The sequence below is a fragment of the Stenotrophomonas sp. YJH_SMC_58 genome, assembly GCF_059369635.1.
The window spans coordinates 34,512-57,230 of sequence record NZ_JCAFSW010000017.1 but is presented as its reverse complement, the minus strand read 5'-3'; the positions used below and the strand labels follow the sequence as shown (position 1 = coordinate 57,230).

The window sequence follows — 22,719 nt, the reverse complement described above, 5'->3', positions numbered from 1 at the left end:
GCGAATACGCCTCCTCGGACCAGCGCAATTCCGTGCTGACCCAATGGCTGCACCACTACAACTGGCACCGCCCTCACATGGGGATCGGTGGCCAGCCACCTATTTCCAGAGTCCTGCTGAACAACGTGGTGGGTTTACACAACTAACAGTCGACTCTACAGAAGCGGTGTGGAGCGCGCGGGCGGCAGAGCGCCCTCAAGTTCGGCGCCTACCCCGCCGATACAGCAGCCATGTCCCATGACCTGCTCAACCGGATCGACCAGCGGACCCGACTGGCCGGCCACAATCGCCTGGCGCTGCTGCTGTTCCGTCTCGGCGGACGTCAGCTTTTTGGCGTCAATGTCTTCAAGGTGCAGGAGGTCCTGCGGCGCCCGGAGCTGTTCCAGGTGCCCGGGCTGCCCAGCCAGTTCTCCGGCGTGGCCGACGTGCGCGGCCGTTCGGTGCCGGTGCTGGACCTCGGGCTGGCGATCGGCCATCCCGAGCGCGAGCCCGATGCGGACACCTCGCCCGGCTATCTGGTCGTCACCGAATTCAACCGTTCGATCCAGGGCTTCCTGGTCAGCGGCGTGGAGCGCATCGTCAACATCGCGGTGGAAGACATCCACCCGCCGCCGGAACTGGGCGCCGAATCGAGCTACCTGACCGCCGTGACCCGCTTCCAGGGTGAACTGATCCAGGTGATCGACGTGGAGAGCGTGCTGGCGGACATTGCCCAGGTGCGCGGCGAGGCGGTGCTCGATCCGGCGATGGCGATGCCCTCCGACGGCCCGCAGCTGCAGGTGCTGGTGGTGGATGACTCGCGCGTGGCCCGCCAGCAGATCCGCAGCGTGCTCGACCAGCTGGGCGTGGGTGCCACTCTGCTCTCCGATGGCAAGCAGGCGCTGGACCACCTGCTGCAGATTCACGCCTCGGGCGAGAACCCGGCCGAACGCTACGCCATGGTCATCTCGGACATCGAGATGCCGGCCATGGACGGCTATACGCTGACGACGGAAATCCGGCGCCATCCGGGCCTGGCCGGCCTGTACGTGCTGCTGCACACCTCGCTGTCGGGCGTCTTCAACAACGCCATGGTCGAGCGCGTGGGCGCCAACGCCTTCGTCGCCAAGTACTCGCCGCACGAGCTGGCCGATTTCGTGCTGGACCGCCTGCGCAAGGTCGCGATGGCGGCCTGACGGCCGCTGATCCGGTAGTGCCGGCCGCTGGCCGGCAACCGCAGATCCATCGGGGAGCCGGCCAGCGGCCGGCACTACCCTTCCCCTTTTGGCACACCCCTTGCAGCTTCCCGGGCAACGTTCCCGTGGGAGTGCACCGTGCGCAACCTGATTACCGACTACCTGGGCGTCCATGCCCAGGCCATGCCGTTGCGCGAACAGCGGATGAAGCTGATCGCCAGCAACCTCGGCAATGCCGACACTCCCGGCTACAAGGCCCAGGACCTGGACTTCGACGCCGCCCTGCGCCATGCCCAGGGGCAGGATGCCAATGGCCTGATGGCCACCACCCATGAGCAGCACTACGAAATCAGTAGCGGCCTGAACCCGTTCCAGATCGCGCGCGAAGGCGTGCAACCCAGCCTGGACGGCAACACCGTCGATCCCGATGCCGAGCGTGCGGCCTATGGCCGCGCCGCGCTCGAGTACCGCGCTTCGCTCAGCTTCGTCGAGAGCAAGGTGCGTTCCATGTTGACCGCGATCACGGGGCAATAAGCCATGAGCAACCTGCCGATCTTCGATATCGCCGGCTCCGCGCTGCAGGCGCAGTCGGTGCGCATGAGCACCATCGCCTCCAACCTCTCCAACGCCGATACCGTCGCCGGCTCCGCCGACGCGGTGTACAAGCCGCTGGAGCCGATCTTCCAGGCCGTCACCAGCAAGAACGATCCGAACATCACCTCGGTGAAGGTGAAGGAGATCACCCAAAGCGATGCGGCGCCGATCAAACGCTATGAGCCGGGCCACCCGCTGGCCGATGGCGATGGCTACATCTACCAGCCCGACGTCGACCCGGTGGCGCAGATGGTCAACCTGATCTCGACCTCGCGCAATTACCAGGCCGGCGTGGAGATGCTGACCACCGCCAAGGAACTGGCCCTGGCCACCCTGACCATGGGCCGCTGAGGCCCGCAGTACCGGATACCGCCATGACCACCGCCGTCAACAACCAGACCAACCAGGACGTCTACACCGCTCTCGGTCTGAACGCCCCGAACAGCAACGCCACCAAGAAGAAGAACACGCTGGACCAGGCCGATTTCCTGCGCCTGATGACCGAACAGCTGCAGCACCAGGATCCGCTGAAGCCGATGGACAACACGCAGATGGTCGCGCAGATGGCGCAGATGTCCACCGTGCAGGGCATCACCGATCTGAACAAGACGGTGAAGGGCTTCCAGGAATCGATGGCCAGCGACCAAGTGCTGCGTGGTGCGGCGCTGGTCGGCCACCAGGTGCTGGTGCCGTCGGAAAAGCTGGTGCTGGAAAAGGAAGGCAACGTTGAAGGCACGGTGGCCGCGCCCTCGGCCGGCATCATCACCGTCGACATCACCGATGTCACCGGCGCCAAGGTCACCTCGCTGAGCGTGGAAGCCAAGGCCGCCGGCGAGACTGCGTTCCAGTGGGACGGCAAGGATGCCAACGGCAAGCGCATGGAGCCGGGCAAGTATTCCATCGTTGCCAACCACGTCGATACCGCCGGCAAGAGCACCAAGCTGTCCACCTATGTGCAGGCGCCGGTGGAAAGCGTGACCGTCGGATCCGACGGCCTGTACCTGAACCTCAAGGGCCTGGGCACGGCCCCGATCGACTACGTGCTCCGCGTCAGCTGAGCCGCACACCCCGTACTTACCAGGAGCATCCCATGGGCTTCAATGTCTCGCTGTCCGGCATCAATGCCGCCAATTCCGACCTGAGCGTCACTGCCAACAACGTCGCCAACGTCAATACCACCGGCTTCAAGGAATCGCGCGCCGAGTTCGCCGACCTGTTCTCGGCCACCGGCTACGGCCTGTCGAAGAACGCGGTCGGCTCTGGCGTGCGCGTTTCCAATGTCGCCCAGCAGTTCAAGCAGGGCCACAACGAACAGACCGGCCGCAGCCTGGATATGGCCATTTCCGGTGAAGGCTTCTTCACCATGAACATGAACGGCAGCCGCGTGTACTCGCGCGCCGGCAACTTCCAGACCGATCCGTCCGGTTACGTGGTCAACCCGCAGGGCGCACGCCTGCAGGTGTTCGCGCCGAATGCCGATGGCACCAACTTCGATGCCGGCCGCATGGTCGACCTGCAGCTGCTGACCACCGACAGCCCGCCGAAGCAGACCAGCGAAGTGAAGGTCGGCTTCACCCTGCCGGCCAACGCCAAGCAGCCGACGGTCACCACCTTCGATCCGACCGATTCGAACAGCTACAACCACTCCAGCGGTGGCATCACTGTGTACGACTCGCTGGGCGTCAGCCACATCCAGGTCTCGTACTTCGTGAAGGGTGCCAACCCGAACGAGTGGACCGTGCGCAACTACGTGGACGGCCAGCCAGCCGGCGCGCCGACCCCGGTCACCTTCGACAACAGCGGCAAGCTCACCGCGCCGGCCAACGGCAAGGTCAGCCTCGGCACCTTCACCCCGACCACCGGTGCAGGCGTGCTGAACATGACGCTGGATGTGAGCGGCTCGACCCAGTACGGCGAAAAGTTCGCGCTGCGCAACACCCAGCAGGACGGCTACGCCGCCGGCAAGCTCAACGAAATCACGGTATCGGAAACCGGCGTGGTCTACGCCCGTTACTCCAACGGTGCCGACAAGCCGCTGGGCCAGGTCGCGCTGACCACCTTCAACAATCCGCAGGGACTGGAATCGAAGGGCAACAACCTGTGGGTGGATACCTTCAGCTCGGGCACGCCGCGCACCGGCATGCCGGACACCTCCAACCTCGGCAAGATCCAGGCCGGCTCGCTGGAAGCGTCCACCGTCGACCTCACCGAGCAGCTGGTCAACATGATCACCGCGCAGCGCAACTTCCAGGCCAACGCGCAGATGATCACCACCCAGGACCAGATCACCCAGACCGTCATCAACATCCGTTGATGACGCGCTGACCCTGTCACGGAACTCCCCGCATGGATAAAGCCCTTTACGTGGCGATGACCGGTGCCCGCGCCTCCCTGCAGGCGCAGGGTACGCTCAGCCACAACCTCGCCAACTCCGACACCCCCGGCTTCAAGGAAGCGCTGGCCAACACTGAAGCCTTCCCGATCCGTGGCCCGGGCTTTGCCTCGCGGGTGGATGCGCTGCACGTGGACGCCGGGTTCAACCGCACGCCCGGCTCGCAGCACATCACCGGCAAGCCGCTGGATCTGTCCCTGCAGACCGGCACCTGGCTGGCCGTGCAGTCCAGTGACGGCAGCGAGGCCTACACGCGCGGCGCGGCGTTGTCGGTGACGCCGAACGGCCAGCTGGTGACCTCCAGCGGCCGTCCGGTACTGGATGACAACAACAATCCGATCGCCATTCCGCCCTACCAGGCCATGGAGATCGGTGCCGACGGCACGATCTCGATCATCCCGCAGGGTGAAGGCCCGCAGACCATGGCGCAGATCGGCCGCATCAAAGTGGTGCAGGCACCGGATGAACGACTGGAGCGTGGCCTGGATGGCCTGTTCCGCAACACCGACCCGCGCCAGCCGTTCGCCCCGGCACAGGGCACCGCCGTGCACAGCGGGCAACTGGAGGGCAGCAACGTCGATGCCGCCGGTGCGCTGGTGCAGATGATCCAGCTGCAGCGCCAGTACGAAATGCAGGTTCAGGTGATCAAGCACGGCGACGACAACGCGCGCAGCGCCAACAGCATGCTGCGCCTGGGCAGCTGACGGAATTCCGGCGCCGGCTGACAGCGGCGCTGGCACACCGCTTGCACACCCGCATACAAGGGCCGCACCACGCGGCCGGCTTCACCAGACAGGACACCGAAGATGAACCAGGCATTGTGGATCGCGAAAACCGGACTGGATGCGCAGCAGATGCGCATGTCGGTGGTTTCCAACAACCTCGCCAACACCAACACCACCGGCTTCAAGCAGGACCGTGCCAGCTTCGAAGACCTGCTGTACCAGCAGGTGCGCCAGCCCGGCGGCTCCTCCTCGGCACAGACGCAGCTGCCCACCGGCCTGCAGCTGGGTACCGGCGTGCGCGTGGTCGCCACCGCCAAGAATTTTGAACAGGGTGGCCAGCAGCAGACCGGCCGCGCCCTCGACGTGATGGTCAATGGCCGCGGCTTCTTCGAGGTTCAGATGCCTGATGGCAGCTCGGCCTACACCCGTGATGGCTCGTTCAAGATCAACCAGGACAGCGAGCTGGTCACCAACAGCGGCTACCCGGTGCAGCCAGGCATCCAGATTCCCGAAGGCGCGCAGTCGGTGACCATCGGTACCGACGGCACCATCAGCGTGAAGATGGCCGACGGCGCCGCCTCGGTGGAAGTCGGCGCGCTGACCCTGACCGACTTCGTCAATCCGGCCGGCCTGCAGGCCCGTGGCGAGAATCTGTTCCTCGAGACCACGGCCTCCGGCCCGGCACAGAACGGCAACCCCGGCCTCAACGGCCTCGGCACCGTGGTGCAGGGCGCGCTGGAAGGCAGCAACGTCAACGTGGTGGAAGAGCTGGTGTCGATGATCGAAACCCAGCGCGCCTACGAAATGAACGCCAAGGCGATTTCCACCACCGATTCGATGCTCGGCTACCTCAACAACAAGCTCTGACCGGCCAACCCGGGAAACCGCCATGTCGCCCATTTCCAACTTCGCCCGCACTGCCCTCGCCTGCACCGTGGCTGCCCTGCTCGGTGGCTGCGTGATTGCTGGCGATGTGCGCCCCTATCCGGCAATGGCACCGATCCAGCCGATCATGCCACCGCAGGCCGAACCGACCGCCGGCGCGATCTACGCGGCCGGCCCGACCCTGCAGTTGTATTCGGACCGTCGCGCGCGCGATGTCGGCGACCTGCTGACCATCACCCTGCTGGAAAACACCACCGCGCAGACCAGTGCCAACACGGCCACCAACAAGGAATCGAACCTGAGCCTGGGCACGCCGTCCATCCTCGGCGCGCCGGTCACCCTGGGCGGCAAGGACATCCTCAGTGCGACGGCCAAGGGCGCGCGTGACTTCACCGGCAAGGGCAACAGCGCGCAGAGCAACCGCCTGCAGGGCAGCGTCACGGTCACGGTGATCCAGCGCCTGCCCAACGGCAACCTGGTGGTACAGGGGCAGAAGAACCTGCGCCTGAACCAGGGTGATGAACTGGTGCAGGTGCAGGGCATCGTGCGCCCGGGCGACATCAGCCAGGACAACACCATTCCGTCCAGCCGCGTGGCCGAAGCCCGCATCGTCTACGGCGGCCGCGGCCCGGTCGCGCAGTCCAACGCGATGGGCTGGCTGAGCCGCTTCTTCAACTCCGGCCTGACGCCGTTCTGAGTATGGCCATGAAACTCTTCTCCTCTTCTTCCTGGCAGCGACGCATGACGTCGCTCTACTGCGGCGTGTTCCTGGTCTTCGCCGTGGTGGCCCCGGCCAGCGCCGAGCGCATCAAGGACCTGGCCCAGGTCGGAGGCGTGCGTGGCAATGCGCTGGTGGGTTATGGCCTGGTGGTCGGCCTGGATGGCAGCGGCGACCGCACCAGCCAGGCACCCTTCACCGTGCAGAGCCTGAAGAACCTGCTCGGCGAGCTGGGCGTGAATGTTCCGCCGAACGTCAATCCGCAGCTGAAGAACGTGGCCGCCGTGGCGATCCACGCCGAACTGCCGCCGTTCGCCAAGCCGGGCCAGCCGATCGACATCACGGTGTCTTCGATCGGCAACGCGGTCTCGCTGCGTGGCGGTTCGCTGTTGATGGCCCCGCTGCGCGGCGCCGATGGCCAGATCTATGCCATCGCCCAGGGCAACCTGATCGTGGGCGGCTTTGGTGCACAGGGCAAGGATGGTTCCCGTGTCTCGGTGAACGTGCCCAGCGTCGGCCGCATTCCCAACGGTGCGACCGTGGAGCGTGCGCTGCCCGATCCGCTGGCCAACGGCGGCGAGATCACCCTGAACCTGCACAACAATGACTTCACCACGGTCTCGCGCATGGTCGCTGCGCTCAACAATGCGTTCGGCGACGGTGCGGCGCGTGCGGTCGACGGCGTGACCGTGGCGGTTACCGCGCCGACCGATCCGGGCGCACGCATCGGCCTGCTGGCGCGCATCGAGAACCTGGAACTGACCCCGGGCAGCGCTCCGGCCAAGGTGGTGGTCAATTCGCGTACCGGCACCGTGGTCATCGGCCAGCAGGTGCGCGTGGGACCCGCCGCGATCTCGCACGGTTCGCTGACCGTGACCATCCAGGAAAACACCAACGTCAGCCAGCCCAATGCGCTGTCCGGGGGCCGCACCGTGGCCAGCCCGCAGTCGACCATCACCGCCACCAACGACGGCAGCCGCATGTTCAAGTTCAGCGGCGGCACCACCCTGGACGAGATCGTGCACGCGGTGAATGCCGTGGGCGCAGCACCAGGCGATCTCATCGCGATCCTGGAAGCCCTGAAGCAGGCCGGCGCATTGAGTGCCGAGCTCGAGGTGATCTGACATGCGCATCAATCCCGCATTCGATCTGCACCCGGCACAACAGAACGATCCGGCCAGGATCGACAAGGTCGCGCGTCAGCTGGAAGGCCAGTTCGCGCAGATGCTGGTCAAGAGCATGCGTGACGCCAGCTTCGGCGACTCGCTGTTCCCCGGCGAAAACAAGATGTTCCGCGAGATGTACGACCAGAAGATTGCCGAGGCGATGACCCGCGGCAAGGGCCTTGGCCTGTCCGGCATGATCAGCCGGCAGCTGTCCGGCCAGGCCGTCGATGGCCCGGCGCTGGATACCCGCGTGGACCCGGCCAAGGCCAGCCGTGCCTATCAGCTCAATGCACCGGCCAAGCCGGCACCGTCGCTGCCGCTGGAAGACGGTAGCCAGGCCGTGCGTTTGCTGCAGCAGATGGCCGCCGGCGCGCAGTCCGGCGCACACGCGGCGGTTGCACCGATGGAACAGGCGCTGGACCTGATCGCCGGGCGCGAAAGCAGCAGCATGCACCGCTCGCTGGGTACCGAAGATCCGTACATCGGCGGCCTGCAAGGCGAGGACTGGGCTGCCAACAGCGACCAGTGGTCGGCCACCGCCAGCAACCGCGGCACGGCCATCAGCCCGGCCGATGCGATGGCGACCCGCACCGCCGTCGCCCAGCTGGGCGAACACACCCCGGAAGGCTTCGTCGCCAGCATCTGGCAGCACGCGCAGCGTGCGGCCAAGGAACTGGGCGTGGATGCCCGCGCCCTGGTCGCCCAGGCGGCGCTGGAAACCGGCTGGGGCAAGCGCCACATCAAGCATGCCGACGGCAGCACCTCGCACAACCTGTTCGGCATCAAGGCCAATGGCTGGAACGGCCAGCGCGCCGTGGCCGGCACCCACGAGTACGTCGATGGCGTGCGCCGCAACGAAACCGCCAGCTTCCGTGCCTACAGTTCGCCGGCCGAGAGCTTTGCCGACTACGTGCGCCTGCTGAAGACCAGCCCGCGCTACCAGCAGGCCCTGCAGGCCGGCACCGACGTGCAGGGCTTCGCCCGTGGCCTGCAGCGCGCCGGCTATGCCACCGATCCGCGCTACGCGGCCAAGATCGCCGCGATCGCCGGCGGACCGACCATCGAGCGCGCCGTCAGCGCCGTGGCCGATGCCGGCTCGCGCCTCGGCCAGACCTTCGCCAGCACCGCAACCGCGGCGCTGGGTATCACCCGTCGTTGAGGAACCCCATGTCCAGCGTACTTTCCACCGGTACCGGTGCCCTGCTCGCCTTCCAGCGTGCGTTGGCGACCACCAGCCACAACGTGGCCAACCTCAATACGCCCGGCTACAGCCGGCAGAAGGTCAACTTCGCCACGGCTGATCCCCAGAACTACGGCTACGGCACGGTCGGCAACGGCACCCGCATCACCGACATCCGCCGTACCGCCGACCAGCTGGCGATCTCGCGCCTGCTCGACAGCAGCGGCGAGCTGGCGCGCCTGAAGCAGCTCTCCGGCATGGCCGACCGGGTCAATTCGTTGTTCTCCGACGCGGCAACCAACGTGTCCGGCGTCTGGTCGAAGTTCTTCGATTCGGTCAGCGGCCTGTCCTCCAATGCCGCCGGCACCGCCGACCGCCAGAACATGCTGGATGGTGGCAAGGCGCTGGCCAACCGCTTCGTGCAGCTCAACACGCACCTGAACAACCTCAACAGCGAGGTCAACAACGGCCTGCTGGCCGGCGCCACCGAGGTCAACCGGCTGGCGCAGGAGATCGCGCAGATCAACGGTGCGATCGGCACCAACATCGCTACCGCCGCACCGGACCTGCTCGACCGCCGCGACCAGCTGATCACCCAGCTGATCGGCTACACCGGTGGCACCGCAGTGATCCAGGACGGCGGCATCATGAATGTCTATACCGCTGGCGGAAACGCGCTGGTGGTGGGCACCACGGCGACCAAGGTCACCACCGTTGCCGACCCGTACCAGCCGGAGCGGCTGCAGCTGGCGCTGGAAACGCAGGGCAACACCATCCGGCTCGACCCGAAGGCGGTCGGTGGCCAGATCGGCGGCCTGCTGGAATTCCGCGACACCGTGCTGACGCCTGCCCAGGCCGAACTGGGCAAGCTGGCGGTAGGCCTGGCCGAGAGCTTCAACCAGGTGCATCACCAGGGCGTGGACCTGTATGGCCAGCTGGGGGGTGACTTCTTCAACATCGGCAACCCGCGCGTCACCGCCAACAATGCCAACACCGGCACCGCCAGCCTCAGCGCCAGTTACGGCGACCTCGGCAAGCTGGACGCGCAGAACGTGGTGCTGCAGTTCGATGGCACCAACTGGAAGGCCAGTCGTGCCGACACCGGTGCCAACGTTCCGCTGACCGGCACCGGCACCGCCGCCGATCCACTGGTGATCAACGGCGTCAAGCTGGTGGTCGGCGGTACCCCGGCGGCCAACGACCGCTTCCTGCTGCAGCCGACCGCAGGCGTGGCTGGCAGCATGGAAGTGGCGATCACCGATCCGTCGCGCATCGCCGCTGCTGCGGCAGTGAAGGGCGCGGCGGCGACGTCCAACACCGGCACCGGCAAGCTGAGCGGTGTCACCGTCAGCGATTCGACCAACGCCAACCTGCGCAATCCGGCCGCGATCGTGTTCACCTCGGCCACCACCTACACCATTGATGGGGGGCCGCCGCAGACCTACACCCCCGGCCAGACCATCAGTGCCAATGGCTGGAGCTTCGTGCTGGACGGTGCGCCGAAGGTTGGCGACACCTTCAACATCACCCCGACTCCGGCGGGCTCGTCGGACAACAGCAACGCCTCCAGGCTGTCCAAGGTGGAGAGCGCCAAGGCATTCAACAGCGGCACGGTCACCCTCAACGGCGCCCTGGGGGGCCTGACCACCCAGGTCGGTGCAGCCGCCCGCTCGGCCGAGTATTCGCTGGAAGCGCAGCTGGTGATCAATGACAAGGCGCAGGAAGCACGCGATGAAGTATCCGGCGTCAACCTGGACGAGGAGGCGGCCGACATGCTGCGCCTGCAACAGGCCTACCAGGCAGCCTCGCAGCTGATCTCCACCGCCGACAGCATGTTCCAGACCATCCTGGGAGCCGTCCGTCGATGAGCAGCCGTATCTCCACCAGCATGATGTTCAACCAGTCCGTGTCGCTGATGATGGCCAAGCAGGCCAAGCTCAGCCACCTGGAGCAGCAGATCGCCACGGGCAGCAAGATCGTCAGCGCCAAGGACGATCCGGTTGCCGCTGGTGCGGCGGTCGGGCTTGACCGCAGCCTGGCCGCACTGGACCGGATGAAACTGAATGCCGGCAACGTGCAGAACCGACTGGGCGTACAGGAAAACACCCTGGCCCAGGTCAACGACCTGATGGCGCGCGTCAACGACCTGACCATCCAGGCCAGCAATCCGGCACTGGGCGCCGCCGACAAGAAAACGCTGATCACCGAACTGAACCAGATCCGCGAGGGCCTGCTGTCGCTGGCCAACGCCGACGACGGCACCGGCCGCTACGTGTTCGGCGGCACCAACGATGGCGATCCGCCGTTCGCCAAGATCAATGGCAAGGTGGTCTACCGTGGCGACCAGACCCAGCGCCAGATTGAAGTCGGCCCCGATACCTATGTGCGGGATGCCCTGCCCGGCAGCGAAATCTTCATGCGCATTCCTACCGGCGACGGCTTCGTCGATGGTGTTGCCGCAGCCGGCAATACCGGCAATGGCGTGCTGACCAACATCACCCGCGATGGCAGCGACAGCTGGAACGGCCAGTCCTTCAGCATCCGATTCACCGCCGCCGACCAGTACCAGGTACTGGACGGTGCTGGCAACGTGACCGGCACCGGCACGTTCAAGGCCGGTGACAACGTGGAAGTCAACGGTGTCCGCCTGCAGATCACCGGCGCACCCGCTGCCGGTGACAGCTTCAACGTGAAGCCGGCAACCAGTCGCGACATCTTCGACACCATGGACAAGCTGATTGCCGCGCTGGATGCCGACACCGGCACCACCGCCAGGATGAGCGCGCAGCAGAACGAACTGCAGAGCGCCCTGCGCGATGTGGCCCGTGCGTCGGAACGGATGATCGATTCGCGTGCGGCCGGCGGTGCGCAGCTGAAGGCACTGGACAATGCCGCCGACATGCGCGAAGCCAACAGCGTGACCCTGAAGACCACGCTGTCGCAGATGCGCGACCTGGACTACGCCGATGCACTGAGCCAGTACCAGTTGCAGAGCACCGCGCTGCAGGCGGCACAGACGATCTTCTCGCAGATGCAGTCGATGTCGTTGTTCAACAAGATCCGCTGACGCATCTCCTGCGTCACCCCTGAAAGGCCGCGATGCCCTGCATCGCGGCCTTTTTCGTTTCTGCTTGCCCGTTCCGTCGCGCTCGCCGGGCGTGGCCCGGCGCTACCGGAAACGTGCTGCACGCATTTCCCGTGATTGCCCATCAAGCCCGGCCCTGCCCCGCCGATACCTTCATCAGCGCTGGTTGGGCATGCCCAACCGCCCTTTCCGGGGTCGCCTTCACGCCCAGCCAGGGCTGGAAAACCCGGGAAAAACAGCCTCCGGCACCGGATTTCAGCATCGACGGAATTCACGGCTAAAGGTTGTTGACAAAGCGCCGTTATTCATTTGGCAACAGCGAAGCACACAGCCACACAAAAAAACAGGCGGCGCTTCGTTTCATTCACCAACGGGTTCCATATAAGAGGAGACGACCCCATGGCACAGGTAATCAACACCAATACGATGTCGCTCAACGCTCAGCGCAACCTGAGCACCAGCGGCAGCTCGCTCGCTACCACCATCCAGCGCCTCTCGTCCGGCCTGCGCATCAACAGCGCGAAGGACGACGCGGCCGGCCTGGCCATCAGCGAGCGCTTCACCACCCAGATCCGCGGTCTGGACGTGGCCATCCGCAACGCCAACGACGGTATCTCGCTGGCCCAGGTCGCCGAGGGTTCGCTGAGCGAAGTCGGCAACAACCTGCAGCGCATCCGTGAACTGGCCGTGCAGTCCTCCAACGCCACCAACTCGGCCAGCGACCGCAAGGCCCTGCAGGCTGAAGTGACCCAGCTGGTCTCGGAAGTCGACCGCGTGGCCAAGCAGGCCGACTTCAACGGCACCAAGCTGCTGGACGGCTCCTTCACCAGCCAGCTGTTCCAGGTCGGCGCCAACGCCGGCCAGGCCATCGCCATCAACAGCGTGGTCAACGCCAAGGCCGATTCGCTGGGCGCGGCGACCTTCGCCAACGGCTACACCGGCACCAGCCTGGCTGCGGCCGACAAGGCCACCGCCGACACCACCTACTCCGGCCTGCAGATCTCGGTGACCCCGCCGGGCGGCACCGCCACCACGGTCACCATCAACGACTTCACCGTGAAGGCGGGCGAATCGATCACCTCGGCCACCTCCGCAGCGATCAACAACAAGCTGGGCGAAACCGGCGTCATGGCCTCGGTCAATGCCGGCGTGATCAGCCTGGCCTCGGTCAAGGACGGCCAGACCTTCACCCTGGGCGTCAGTGCCGCAACCCCGCCGGCCGGCGCCACCGCCGCGACCATCGCCGGCCTGGGCCTGACCGAAACCAGCACCAACGGCGGCCTGCTGACCGGCGCCACGGCCAACTTCGTCAAGGACCTGAACGTCACCACCGCCGAAGGCGCGCAGAAGGCGCTGTCGATCGTCGACAAGGCCCTCGAATCGGTCAACAGCGTGCGCGCCGACCTCGGCGCGATCCAGAACCGCTTCACCTCGGTGGTGGCCAACCTGCAGACCTCCTCGGAGAACCTGTCGGCCTCGCGCAGCCGCATCCGCGATACCGACTTCGCCAAGGAAACCGCCGAACTGACCCGCACCCAGATCCTGCAGCAGGCCGGTACGGCCATGCTGGCCCAGGCCAACCAGGTACCGCAGAACGTGCTCAGCCTGTTGCAGCGCTGACATGAGCCGCCCCCGGGGCACGTCGGGGGCGTCTAACCCAACTCACGTGCAACCGCTCAAGGACCTCTCCTCATGGCACAAGTCATCAACACCAATACGATGTCGTTGAATGCTCAGCGTAACCTGAGCACCAGCGGCAGCTCGCTGGCCACCACCATCCAGCGCCTGTCCTCCGGTTCGCGCATCAACAGCGCCAAGGACGACGCCGCCGGCCTGGCGATCTCCGAGCGCTTCGGCACGCAGATCCGCGGTACCGACGTCGCCATCCGCAATGCCAACGACGGCATCTCGCTGGCCCAGGTCGCCGAAGGTTCGCTGACCGAAATCGGCAACAACCTGCAGCGCGTCCGCGAGCTGTCGGTGCAGGCCTCCAACGCCACCAACTCGGCCAGCGACCGCAAGGCGCTGCAGGCCGAAGTGACCCAGCTGGTCTCGGAAATCGACCGCGTCGCCAAGCAGTCGGACTTCAACGGCACCAAGCTGCTGGACGGCACGTTCTCCAGCCAGCTGTTCCAGGTCGGCGCCAATGCCGGCCAGGCCATCGCCATCGACAAGACCATCGATGCGAAAGCGGGTTCGCTCGGCACCTCGACCTTCGCAAGCGGTGCAACTGACGTACTGGCCGCCAGTACCGACGGCTCGCGCATTACCGGCAAGGTAATGGGCGTGGACATCGGCACCGTCGAGATCAAGGCCGGCGCCACCACTGCCGACGCGTCCAAGGCTGTCGCCACGGCGATCAACGCAAAGATCGGCGAAGCCGGCCTCTATGCCGAGGCGAATGCCGACGGCTCGATGAAACTGACCTCGGTGAAGGAAGGCAAGGCCGTCGTCGCTGCCGACATCGCGCTTGAGCGCAGCGATCTGACCGCCGCGACCGGCGTGTGGAGCGCGAAGACCGCAGCCGGTGCTTACACCGCTGGCACCGCCACCGCCGCCAACGTGCAGAAGCTGGACGTGAGCACGGTGCTTGGTGCACAGCAGGCGATGGAAGTGGTCGACAAGGCCCTGGGTGCGATCAACAGCACCCGCGCGGACCTCGGTGCGATCCAGAACCGCTTCACCTCGGTCGTGGCCAATCTGCAGACCTCGTCGGAAAACCTGTCGGCGTCGCGCAGCCGCATCAAGGACACCGACTTCGCCAAGGAAACCGCAGAGCTGACCCGCACCCAGATCCTGCAGCAGGCCGGTACGGCCATGCTGGCCCAGGCCAACCAGGTGCCGCAGGGCGTGCTCAGCCTGCTGCGCTGATCCACGGCAAGAAGGCGCCGCTACCGTCGGATCGAACCGACGGTAGCGGCAACCCGGAAGCCACGGTGCACGAAGGCGCGGGCCATGCCCGGCCCGGGATCGCTCCCGAACCGGCTTGGCATCGCCCGCTCCTGCGGACCTCTCTTTCAGCGCTGTACCTTTGACTGTACGTACCGGGCGGCTTCGTCTCCCCCCGATTGTCAGTAGCCTGATCCCTCCCCTGCCTTGGGGGAGGGTTTTTTGCAGACTCCCGGCAGCCTGCGGTGATTCCACCCGCACCCTGCCCCAACCCTCCTGCAAACCGCGTGCCAGAACCTGCGCCAGACCACTGGCACGGCACGTGCATCAACGAAGTCCTCAAGACCCAGCGGCGCAGGCCGCTATTTTCGTTGACGACGGGCCACCGCACGGCGGCCAGGCCCGGATACCAGGAGAATCATATGGCAAGCTTTGGATACGGTGGCATTGGCTCGGGGCTCAACATCTCGGACATCGTCAACCAGCTGGTCGCAGCCGACCGCAAGCCCGCCGACAACGCGCTGAACCTGCAGCAGTCCAAGGCCAAGATGCAGCTGTCGTCGATCGGCACTGTCACTTCGGCCTTCGACAAGCTGAAGACCGCACTGACCGCACTGAAGGCCACCACGGCCTTCGATACCCGCACGGTGACCGCCACCGGCAAGGCACAGCCCGCCAACACCGACGACGTGCTGACGGCCTCGGTGGCACTGTACGACCTGGGCACGACCAAGGCAGCGGCCTCCAATGGCACGCATCAGGTGGAGGTGAAATCCCTTGCCACCGCGCACAAGCTGATTGCCAATACCTCGGTGGGGAAGACCGACACCTTCGGCGCCGGAACCTTGACGCTGACCGTTGGCGTTGGCGACAAGGCAAAGACGATGAAGGTCGAGGTGGAAGCCGGCGATACGCTGACCACCGTGCGCAACAAGATCGACGCCGCAGGCCGCAAGGAAGGCGTGCAGGCGACCCTGATCGCCTCGGGCGACAACCAGTACCTGTCGATCGCCCAGGAAAAGACCGGCGCGGCCAATGCCATCAAGCTCGAATACGGCGGCAGCGACCCGAAACTGACCGCACTGGTGGGCAGCCTCCAGGAAAACACCGCGGCAGCCGATGCCGAGCTGACCATCGATGGCGTCACGGTGGTCAGCGCTAGCAACACCGTGGCCGACGCCGTGCCGGGGTTGACCCTGAACCTCAAGGTCAAGGGCAAGAGCACCGTCGTGATCAGCACCGATACCACTGCAGCCACCAAGGTGATGCAGGAGTTCGTGACCGCCTACAACGCAGCAATCGCGGCGATCAACACCGAGACCAAGTACGACGCCAAGACCAAGGAAGCCGCCACGCTGACCGGCGACGCGCAGATGCGTGGTGCCTCCAGCCAGTTGCGCTCGGTGATGTCGGGCGTGCTGAAGGAGCTGTCCGCCGATGGCCTGGACCCCAAGACGCTGGGACTGCAGACGCGCGGCTATCCCAACGCCGACGGCAGCCTGGTGCTGGACGCCACCAAGTTTGCCGCCGCGCTGGCCAGCCAGCCCGAGAAGATCCGCTCGGCGATCACCGGCGACACCGGTGGTGCCGGCACGCTGTACACCATGGTCGACGGCTACGTCAGCACCACGGTCGGCAAGGAAGGCGCCTTCGTCGCCCGCACTAAGGGCCTCAACACCACGCTGGACAACATCGACAAGCGCCGCAAGGACCTCGACACGCGCATGAAGAACGTGGAAGAGCGCTACAAGAAGCAGTTCATCGCGTTGGACAGCCTGATGGGCAAGTTGCAGCAGAGCAATACATCGCTGCAGCAGCAGCTGGCACAGCTGAACCGCTAAAGGACTGCGTGCAACGCTCAAGTTTGGCGTGTAACGCACCGATAACGGACGCAACAGCAATCAACGCCGCACCGCCGTCAGCGGTCCCCACGACCGTCCGGCGGCACCCCGCGCAAGGAGAATCACGAATGTACGGTTCCAGCCGTCAATATGCCGAGCAGTACCGCCAGGTGGGAGTGACCAGTGCGGTCGCCGATGCCGATCCGCACAAGCTGGTGGCGATGCTGCTGGCCGGCGCGCTGGAGCGCGTGCGGCGCGCCCTGGCCAGCCTCGAGCGTGGCGACCAGGCCGGCAAGGGCAAGGCGATCGGAGAGGTCTGCGCGATCGTCGGCCACCTCAATGGCTCGCTGGATCATGAGGCTGGCGGTGAAATCGCCGGGAACCTGTCGGCACTCTACGACTACGTGCTGCAGCGCCTGACCGAGGCCAACCTGCACAACGACCGTGCCGCCCTCGATGAATCCCTGCAGTTGCTGGGCGAGATCGACAGCGCCTGGAATGCGATCCCGATGGAACAGCGCCGCCCGGCTGCGGTGGCCCCATGAGCCTGCACGAACTGCACGCCCAGCTGGACGCCTTCGAAAAGGCCCTGGGCGAAGACGCCCTCGACCAGGCCGACAGCCTGCTCGACGGTCACGACAGCACGCTGCATGCCCTGCTCAGCCAGCCGCTGACCTCGGACGACCACGCACCGCTCAGTGCGCTGTTCGAGCGCCAGCAGAACCTGCTGGGCCTGCTGCGCCAGCGTCGCGATGCGGTGGCAGCACTGATGAATGACGGCCAGCGCTCTCTTCGCGCGGCCCATGCCTACCTGCAGGCAGAATCGCTGGCATGACCCAACTGCCGACAACGTCGCTGCACCATCCCGCCGAAAGCGAGCTGTTCGACGAAACGCTCAGCTGCGAGCTGGCACTACCCGCCGAATTCCAGGCAGGCAGTGGCACCGGCCGTACCGGCAGTGCCGAGGGCCTGCTGCGCAGCCTGGCGCTGGTTGAAGACAGCCGCGTTGACGAGCATGACGACCGCAATGAAGCCAGCCTGCAATTGCAGCGGCTGGAGGCGAAGCTGGATCTGGCGATGGTGTTGCTTGGCCGTCTGGTCCGCCAGCAGGGCCAGGAACTGACCCTGCGCCCGGTGCGCTGGTCGCGCCGTGGCATCCGCCTGCAGCTGGGCCCGCGCAGTGGCGCCAGCCCGGGCCAGGCGGGCCTGGTCCGTCTGCAGCCCAGCGATTGGCTGCCCGACCATATCGACCTGCCGGTGGAAGTGATTGCCGAAGCGGCCGATGGCGGCGGCGGCCACTATCTGTGGCTGCGCTTCCAGCGCCTTGGCGATGGCCTGGAAATGGCCATGGAGCGCCACCTGTTCCGCCTGCACCGGCGCCAGGTGGCCGAGGCACGCCGGGCGCGTTGAAACCTGCCACCATCACGCTTGGCGGGCAAGCCTTGGCGCGCCCGTTCAGCTAAGTTAAGGTGGACTCCCCTACACGGACCTGCTGCGTGCCTGTGCGAGTTCTCATCGTCGACGATCACACCCTGGTCCGCGCCGGCCTGGCGCGGCTGCTGCAGGGGTTTGCCGACGTGCAGCTGGTTGCAGAGGCCAGCAACGCCGAACAGGCGCTGCAGCTGGCCCTGCAGCACGCCCCGGACGTGGTCCTGATGGACCTGTCATTGCCTGGCCGTACGGGTCTGGAAGCGCTCAGCGATATCCGGCTGCGCGCGCCCGGTACCCGGGTTGTGATGATGACCATGCACGACGACGCCGCTCACGTGCGCGATGCGCTGGATCGGGGCGCGGTCGGGTTCGTGGTCAAGGATGCAGCACCGCAGGAGTTGGAACTGGCGCTTCGCGCGGCGCATGCCGGCCAGGTGTTCCTGAGCCCGCAGATCTCCGCCAAGATGCTGGCACCGATGCTCGGCCGCGAGAAACCCACCGGCATCGCCGCACTGTCGCCGCGCCAGCGCGAGATCCTGCGCCGCATCGGCAAGGGCGAGAGCAACAAGGAAATCGCCGCCGACCTCGGCATCAGCGTCAAGACAGTGGAAACCCACCGCGCACGCATGATGGAGTCACTGGGCTGCCGTCGCGCCAACGATCTGCTGCTGCTGGCCGCGCGCCACCAGCACGAGCTGGAGTGATCCAACCCCACCGTGGGCGTCGGGAAAATGCCGGGTAGAGTCGACTGCCAGTCGACTTGCGCGCGAAGCGCGCGGGCGTTTTTCGCTATCTGACCGGAGAGCAGTCGACTGGCAGTCGACTCTACCAACCCACGCCCGCCCACTTCACCGGCGTCGAATTCCCGTCATCCCGACACTCCCCGACAGGAATACGTACACGGCGCAGCCCGATCAATCCGGGCCTTGCACCGGAAATCAGCAACTTAGCGGAGCTCATCGTCAACATTCCGCGCCGCTGTAGGGAATACCCCTACACGCCGTCAGGAAATTCACGAAGCTCCTCAGGAACCCCCCGATTCCGCCACCGCCGGATCAAAAGCAAGATGCGTTCCACAAGGCGCCGGGGAGCGGCGCCGGGGAACCACGATGAAGGCTGCACTCTCGACCCAGCTGGGCCAACAACTTCACCTCACCCCGCAGCTGCTGCAGTCGATCCGGCTGCTGCAGCTTGATGGCCTGCACCTGGAACAGGAAATCCAGCGCCTGCTGGACTCCAATCCCCTGCTGGAAATCGAAGAGCCCGAAGCACCGGCCGCCGACGCCACCGACGTTGCCACCGCGACGCTGGAAACCGCCGCGTTCGACGAGCTGCCGGAGTCGTCGATGTGGGACGTGGCCGGCGCCAGCTGGCAGGACGACGACGACGACCGCATGGCGCGCATCGCCGCCGGCGAATCCACCGACCCGCAGCTGCGCGTGCTGCAGCGTCTGTCGCTGGACATGGATGACCGCCAGCTGGCAGTGGCCGCATTCTGGCTGGACCACTGCGACGAGGCTGGCTACCTGCAGGCGCCACTGGGCCAGCTGCAGCTGCTGGCCAGCGCCCAGTTCGACATCGACGCCGACGGCGTCGAAGCCATCCGCCAGCAGCTGCTGCACGGTGAACCGGCCGGCATGGCCGCCCAGGACCTGCGCGAGGGCCTGCAGGCGCAGCTGCGCAGCCTGCACGGCGCGGTGCCTGCCCGCCACCTGGCCACGCGCATCCTGGACGGCGCACTCGATGCGCTGGCCGCACATGATTACCCCGCCCTCGCCCGCCAGCACGACGCCGAGATCGACGACGTGCGCGAAGCGGTACGCCTGATCCTGTCGCTGCAGCCACGCCCAGGCGACAGCCTGCTGCCGGAACGCAATGCCGTTGTGGTTCCGGATGTGGTCGCCTGGCACGCCGATGGCCAGTGGAAAGTGGCATTGAACCCGGCCACCAGTCGCCGCGTCTCCATCAACAGCCAGTACGAACAGGCGCTGGCAGAGACTAGTGAAGCCGCCCCGGCTCTGCGCGAGATGCTGCAGGAAGCGCGCTGGTTCAGCCGCGGCCTGTCGATGCGCTACGACACCCTGCTGCGCACCGCGCGGGTGATCGTCGAGCGCCAGGCCGCGTTCCTGGTGCGTGGCGAGGAAGCCATGGCGCCATTGACCCTGAAGGAAGTGGCCGAGGAAATCGGCATGCACGAGTCCACCGTCTCGCGCATCACCACCGGCAAGTTCCTGCAGACCCCGCGCGGCACCTTCGAACTGAAGCATTTCTTCGCCGTCCGACTGGAAGGCGCCAGCGTCTCCGGGCAGGCGGTCAAGGCCATGGTCCGCCGCCTGATCGACGCCGAACCGGCCGGTCGGCCACTGGCCGATGAGGCGATCGCCGGCCTGTTGTCACGCCAGGGGGTGAACATTGCCCGCCGAACCGTCGCAAAATACCGGGAACAACTGGACATCGCCCCGGCCCGTGAACGGCGCCGGCTCGGCGCCAGGCAACCACAGCTGGCCCGGGTGGGCTGAAAAGGATGTTGGACATGAACAAGCTTACCGTCCTGCTGGTCGATGACCACGAGGGCTTCATCAACGCGGCAATGCGCCACTTCCGCAAGATCGACTGGCTGCAGATCGTCGGCAGCGCCGGCAACGGCCTGGAAGCGATCGAGCGTTCGGAAACGTTGCGCCCGCAGGTTGTATTGATGGATCTGGCAATGCCTGAGATGGGCGGCCTGCAGGCCACCCGCCTGATCAAGTCGCAGGACGACGCACCGTACATCGTGATCGCCAGCCACTTCGACGACGCCGAGCACCGCGAGCACGCGCTGCGTGCTGGTGCCGATAATTTCGTCAGCAAGCTGTCCTACATCCAGGAAGTCATGCCGATCCTGGAAGGCCTCAGGGAGGAACAGTCGTGAGCGAATCGCGCATCCTTGTGCTGGACAACGACGCCGTGCGTGCAGAGCGCACCGTTGCCCTGCTGGAGTTCATGGACTTCAACCCGCGCTGGGTCTCCGACGCGGCCGACTTCGATCTGGGCCGGCAGCGCCAGAACGATTGGATGGCAGTGATCGTCGGCAGCCTGGACGACAACGCCGCCAGCGCCGCACTCTACAACTGGCTGGGCGGCAGCAGCCTGCCACCGCCGGTACTGCTGGCCGACGGTGATGCCGCAGCCTTCGCGCAGCAGCACGGCCTGCACGAAGCCAACATCTGGCCGCTGGAGACGCCGCTGCGCCACGCGCAGATGGAAGCCCTGCTGCGCCGCGCCAGCCTCAAGCGCCTGGATGCCGAGCACCAGGCCGGTGCCGCGCAGGAGCAGGGACCGACCGGCAACGGCCCGGCGGTCACCGCGCTGCGCACCATGATCGAGCAGGTCGCCGCGTTCGACACCACCGTGCTGGTGCTGGGCGAATCCGGCACCGGCAAGGAAGTGGTGTCGCGCGCCATCCACCAGCGTTCGCCGCGCCGTGATGGCCCGTTCGTGGCGATCAACTGCGGCGCCATTCCGGCCGACCTGCTGGAAAGCGAACTGTTCGGTCACGAGAAGGGTGCCTTCACCGGCGCATTGACCGCGCGCAAGGGCCGCTTCGAAATGGCCGAAGGCGGCACCCTGCTGCTGGACGAAATTGGCGACATGAGCCTGCCGATGCAGGTGAAGCTGCTGCGCGTGCTGCAGGAACGCAGCTTCGAGCGCGTCGGTGGCAACCAGACCATCCGCTGCAACGTGCGTGTCGTGGCCGCGACCCACCGTGATCTGGAAACCCGCATCGCCGAAGGCAAGTTCCGTGAGGATCTGTTCTACCGCCTCAACGTGTTCCCGATTGAAGTACCCGCGCTGCGCGAGCGTCGCGAGGACCTGCCGGCACTGGTGGAAACCATCGCCGCACAGTTGGCGCGAACCGGCCGTGGCGAAGTGCGCTTCACCCCGGAAGCCCTGCAGGCACTGGCCGGCTACGAGTGGCCGGGCAACGTGCGCGAGCTCACCAACCTGGTCGAACGACTGGCCGTGCTGCATCCGGGTGGATCGGTGCGCGTACAGGACCTGCCGGCCCGCTACCGTGGCGATGCCGCGCTGGCCGCCGTCGCTACGCCGGCGCCGGCACAGGCCGCCACCAGCGAAGAGCGACTGGACCTGCGCAGCTTCTCGTTCCACACGCCCGGCAGCGGCAACCAGCCGGCGCTGGAGCACGGCATCGCCGTCAATCGCCCGGCGGCACCGGCCGCCCTGCCCGACGAAGGCATGGACCTGCGCAACCACATGGCCAACATCGAACTGGGCCTGATCAACGAAGCACTGGAACGCACCCAGGGCGTGGTCGCCCACGCCGCCCAGCTGCTCGGCCTGCGCCGCACCACCCTGGTGGAAAAGCTGCGCAAGTACGGCATCGAGCGCGAGCAGGCCGAACTGGCCGGCTGACGCGCGCTACCAGCATGAAGGGGGCACGAACGCCTGGGCTTGCCCGGGCGTTGGTGTTTCTGGCGCCGCTGCACGACGTCAGTAGATCCACGTCATGCGTGGATAGAGACCGTGGCCGCGCGCTGACAGCGCCGCGCATCTGCACGAATTCCTACAGACAACGTTGCCGCGTTCCGGAGGATGGAGTGGGACCTCCCAACGAGGCTCCACCATGCATCGCCTCAC

The 22,719-nt window shown here is 66.2% G+C and carries 23 protein-coding genes; all 23 read left to right on the top strand.

Annotated elements, in window-relative coordinates; genetic code table 11:
- Positions 1-146: integrase core domain-containing protein (locus tag AC5P68_RS17535; protein WP_143565888.1), on the top strand; the 146-nt coding region annotated here is incomplete at its 5' end.
- Between the two features lie 84 nt (positions 147-230).
- Positions 231-1,175, top strand: coding sequence for a chemotaxis protein (locus AC5P68_RS17530; RefSeq protein WP_033835498.1), 945 nt, complete (start codon positions 231-233; stop codon positions 1,173-1,175).
- A gap of 138 nt (positions 1,176-1,313) precedes the next feature.
- A complete protein-coding gene (gene flgB, locus AC5P68_RS17525; protein WP_005409576.1) occupies positions 1,314-1,709 on the top strand; it encodes a flagellar basal body rod protein FlgB in 396 nt (131 codons plus the stop codon).
- A 3-nt stretch (positions 1,710-1,712) separates the two neighbouring features.
- A complete protein-coding gene (gene flgC, locus AC5P68_RS17520) occupies positions 1,713-2,120 on the top strand; it encodes a flagellar basal body rod protein FlgC (RefSeq protein WP_005409575.1) in 408 nt (135 codons plus the stop codon).
- Positions 2,121-2,143: 23 nt separating this feature from the next.
- A complete protein-coding gene (locus tag AC5P68_RS17515) occupies positions 2,144-2,827 on the top strand; it encodes a flagellar hook assembly protein FlgD (RefSeq protein WP_414498158.1) in 684 nt (227 codons plus the stop codon).
- 32 nt (positions 2,828-2,859) lie between these two features.
- Positions 2,860-4,083 carry a flagellar hook protein FlgE gene (gene flgE, locus AC5P68_RS17510; protein ID WP_049436368.1) on the top strand — a complete coding sequence of 408 codons (1,224 nt, stop codon included), beginning with the start codon at positions 2,860-2,862 and terminating at the stop codon, positions 4,081-4,083.
- Between the two features lie 32 nt (positions 4,084-4,115).
- Complete coding sequence (locus tag AC5P68_RS17505) at positions 4,116-4,865, top strand: flagellar basal body rod protein FlgF (RefSeq protein ID WP_033835495.1); 750 nt, start codon at positions 4,116-4,118, stop codon at positions 4,863-4,865.
- Between the two features lie 102 nt (positions 4,866-4,967).
- Positions 4,968-5,753 (top strand): flagellar basal-body rod protein FlgG, encoded by a 786-nt coding sequence (gene flgG / locus AC5P68_RS17500; RefSeq protein ID WP_005409571.1) that lies wholly within the window; start codon positions 4,968-4,970, stop codon positions 5,751-5,753.
- A gap of 22 nt (positions 5,754-5,775) precedes the next feature.
- Complete coding sequence (gene flgH / locus AC5P68_RS17495) at positions 5,776-6,468, top strand: flagellar basal body L-ring protein FlgH (protein WP_005409570.1); 693 nt, start codon at positions 5,776-5,778, stop codon at positions 6,466-6,468.
- Between the two features lie 2 nt (positions 6,469-6,470).
- Entirely contained in the window at positions 6,471-7,613 is a 1,143-nt protein-coding gene (locus AC5P68_RS17490; RefSeq protein WP_111118370.1) for a flagellar basal body P-ring protein FlgI, read from the top strand.
- A 1-nt stretch (position 7,614) separates the two neighbouring features.
- Positions 7,615-8,814 carry a flagellar assembly peptidoglycan hydrolase FlgJ gene (gene flgJ / locus AC5P68_RS17485; RefSeq protein ID WP_111172861.1) on the top strand — a complete coding sequence of 400 codons (1,200 nt, stop codon included), beginning with the start codon at positions 7,615-7,617 and terminating at the stop codon, positions 8,812-8,814.
- 8 nt (positions 8,815-8,822) lie between these two features.
- Positions 8,823-10,703, top strand: coding sequence for a flagellar hook-associated protein FlgK (flgK, locus tag AC5P68_RS17480; protein WP_005413269.1), 1,881 nt, complete (start codon positions 8,823-8,825; stop codon positions 10,701-10,703).
- Positions 10,700-11,902, top strand: coding sequence for a flagellar hook-associated protein FlgL (gene flgL, locus AC5P68_RS17475; RefSeq protein WP_033835491.1), 1,203 nt, complete (start codon positions 10,700-10,702; stop codon positions 11,900-11,902). The genes flgK and flgL overlap by 4 nt, the downstream gene beginning before the upstream one ends.
- 417 nt (positions 11,903-12,319) lie before the next feature.
- On the top strand, positions 12,320-13,540 hold the full coding sequence (locus AC5P68_RS17470) for a flagellin (protein WP_005413267.1): 1,221 nt from the start codon (positions 12,320-12,322) through the stop codon (positions 13,538-13,540).
- A gap of 72 nt (positions 13,541-13,612) precedes the next feature.
- A complete protein-coding gene (locus AC5P68_RS17465) occupies positions 13,613-14,791 on the top strand; it encodes a flagellin (protein ID WP_005413265.1) in 1,179 nt (392 codons plus the stop codon).
- Between the two features lie 440 nt (positions 14,792-15,231).
- Positions 15,232-16,650, top strand: coding sequence for a flagellar filament capping protein FliD (gene fliD / locus AC5P68_RS17460; protein ID WP_043033573.1), 1,419 nt, complete (start codon positions 15,232-15,234; stop codon positions 16,648-16,650).
- Positions 16,651-16,778: 128 nt separating this feature from the next.
- The gene (gene fliS, locus AC5P68_RS17455; protein WP_049448908.1) at positions 16,779-17,195 is read left to right on the top strand and encodes a flagellar export chaperone FliS; all 417 of its coding nucleotides are present in this window, start codon (positions 16,779-16,781) and stop codon (positions 17,193-17,195) included.
- On the top strand, positions 17,192-17,485 hold the full coding sequence (locus AC5P68_RS17450) for a hypothetical protein (protein ID WP_005413263.1): 294 nt from the start codon (positions 17,192-17,194) through the stop codon (positions 17,483-17,485). Before fliS ends, AC5P68_RS17450 begins: the two co-directional genes overlap by 4 nt.
- Entirely contained in the window at positions 17,482-18,060 is a 579-nt protein-coding gene (locus AC5P68_RS17445; RefSeq protein ID WP_005413262.1) for a PilZ domain-containing protein, read from the top strand. Before AC5P68_RS17450 ends, AC5P68_RS17445 begins: the two co-directional genes overlap by 4 nt.
- A gap of 92 nt (positions 18,061-18,152) precedes the next feature.
- Positions 18,153-18,785: a response regulator gene (locus AC5P68_RS17440; protein ID WP_005413261.1), complete on the top strand. Its 633-nt coding sequence runs from the start codon at positions 18,153-18,155 to the stop codon at positions 18,783-18,785.
- Positions 18,786-19,190: 405 nt separating this feature from the next.
- The gene (rpoN, locus tag AC5P68_RS17435) at positions 19,191-20,600 is read left to right on the top strand and encodes an RNA polymerase factor sigma-54 (protein WP_414498093.1); all 1,410 of its coding nucleotides are present in this window, start codon (positions 19,191-19,193) and stop codon (positions 20,598-20,600) included.
- Between the two features lie 14 nt (positions 20,601-20,614).
- The gene (locus AC5P68_RS17430; RefSeq protein WP_005409556.1) at positions 20,615-20,992 is read left to right on the top strand and encodes a response regulator; all 378 of its coding nucleotides are present in this window, start codon (positions 20,615-20,617) and stop codon (positions 20,990-20,992) included.
- Positions 20,989-22,494 (top strand): sigma-54 dependent transcriptional regulator, encoded by a 1,506-nt coding sequence (locus AC5P68_RS17425; RefSeq protein ID WP_049452559.1) that lies wholly within the window; start codon positions 20,989-20,991, stop codon positions 22,492-22,494. The genes AC5P68_RS17430 and AC5P68_RS17425 overlap by 4 nt, the downstream gene beginning before the upstream one ends.
- Positions 22,495-22,719: the final 225 nt, after the last annotated feature.

Excerpts from the sequence above, each read along its gene's own strand:
- AC5P68_RS17530 (WP_033835498.1), top strand. The coding sequence starts at position 231 with ATGTCCCATGACCTGCTCAACCGGATCGACCAGCGGACCCGACTGGCC.
- flgC (WP_005409575.1), top strand. The coding sequence starts at position 1,713 with ATGAGCAACCTGCCGATCTTCGATATCGCCGGCTCCGCGCTGCAGGCG.
- AC5P68_RS17515 (WP_414498158.1), top strand. The coding sequence starts at position 2,144 with ATGACCACCGCCGTCAACAACCAGACCAACCAGGACGTCTACACCGCT.
- flgE (WP_049436368.1), top strand. The coding sequence starts at position 2,860 with ATGGGCTTCAATGTCTCGCTGTCCGGCATCAATGCCGCCAATTCCGAC.
- AC5P68_RS17505 (WP_033835495.1), top strand. The coding sequence starts at position 4,116 with ATGGATAAAGCCCTTTACGTGGCGATGACCGGTGCCCGCGCCTCCCTG.
- flgG (WP_005409571.1), top strand. The coding sequence starts at position 4,968 with ATGAACCAGGCATTGTGGATCGCGAAAACCGGACTGGATGCGCAGCAG.
- flgH (WP_005409570.1), top strand. The coding sequence starts at position 5,776 with ATGTCGCCCATTTCCAACTTCGCCCGCACTGCCCTCGCCTGCACCGTG.
- AC5P68_RS17490 (WP_111118370.1), top strand. The coding sequence starts at position 6,471 with ATGGCCATGAAACTCTTCTCCTCTTCTTCCTGGCAGCGACGCATGACG.
- flgJ (WP_111172861.1), top strand. The coding sequence starts at position 7,615 with ATGCGCATCAATCCCGCATTCGATCTGCACCCGGCACAACAGAACGAT.
- flgK (WP_005413269.1), top strand. The coding sequence starts at position 8,823 with ATGTCCAGCGTACTTTCCACCGGTACCGGTGCCCTGCTCGCCTTCCAG.
- flgL (WP_033835491.1), top strand. The coding sequence starts at position 10,700 with ATGAGCAGCCGTATCTCCACCAGCATGATGTTCAACCAGTCCGTGTCG.
- AC5P68_RS17470 (WP_005413267.1), top strand. The coding sequence starts at position 12,320 with ATGGCACAGGTAATCAACACCAATACGATGTCGCTCAACGCTCAGCGC.
- AC5P68_RS17465 (WP_005413265.1), top strand. The coding sequence starts at position 13,613 with ATGGCACAAGTCATCAACACCAATACGATGTCGTTGAATGCTCAGCGT.
- fliD (WP_043033573.1), top strand. The coding sequence starts at position 15,232 with ATGGCAAGCTTTGGATACGGTGGCATTGGCTCGGGGCTCAACATCTCG.
- fliS (WP_049448908.1), top strand. The coding sequence starts at position 16,779 with ATGTACGGTTCCAGCCGTCAATATGCCGAGCAGTACCGCCAGGTGGGA.
- AC5P68_RS17450 (WP_005413263.1), top strand. The coding sequence starts at position 17,192 with ATGAGCCTGCACGAACTGCACGCCCAGCTGGACGCCTTCGAAAAGGCC.
- AC5P68_RS17445 (WP_005413262.1), top strand. The coding sequence starts at position 17,482 with ATGACCCAACTGCCGACAACGTCGCTGCACCATCCCGCCGAAAGCGAG.
- rpoN (WP_414498093.1), top strand. The coding sequence starts at position 19,191 with ATGAAGGCTGCACTCTCGACCCAGCTGGGCCAACAACTTCACCTCACC.
- AC5P68_RS17430 (WP_005409556.1), top strand. The coding sequence starts at position 20,615 with ATGAACAAGCTTACCGTCCTGCTGGTCGATGACCACGAGGGCTTCATC.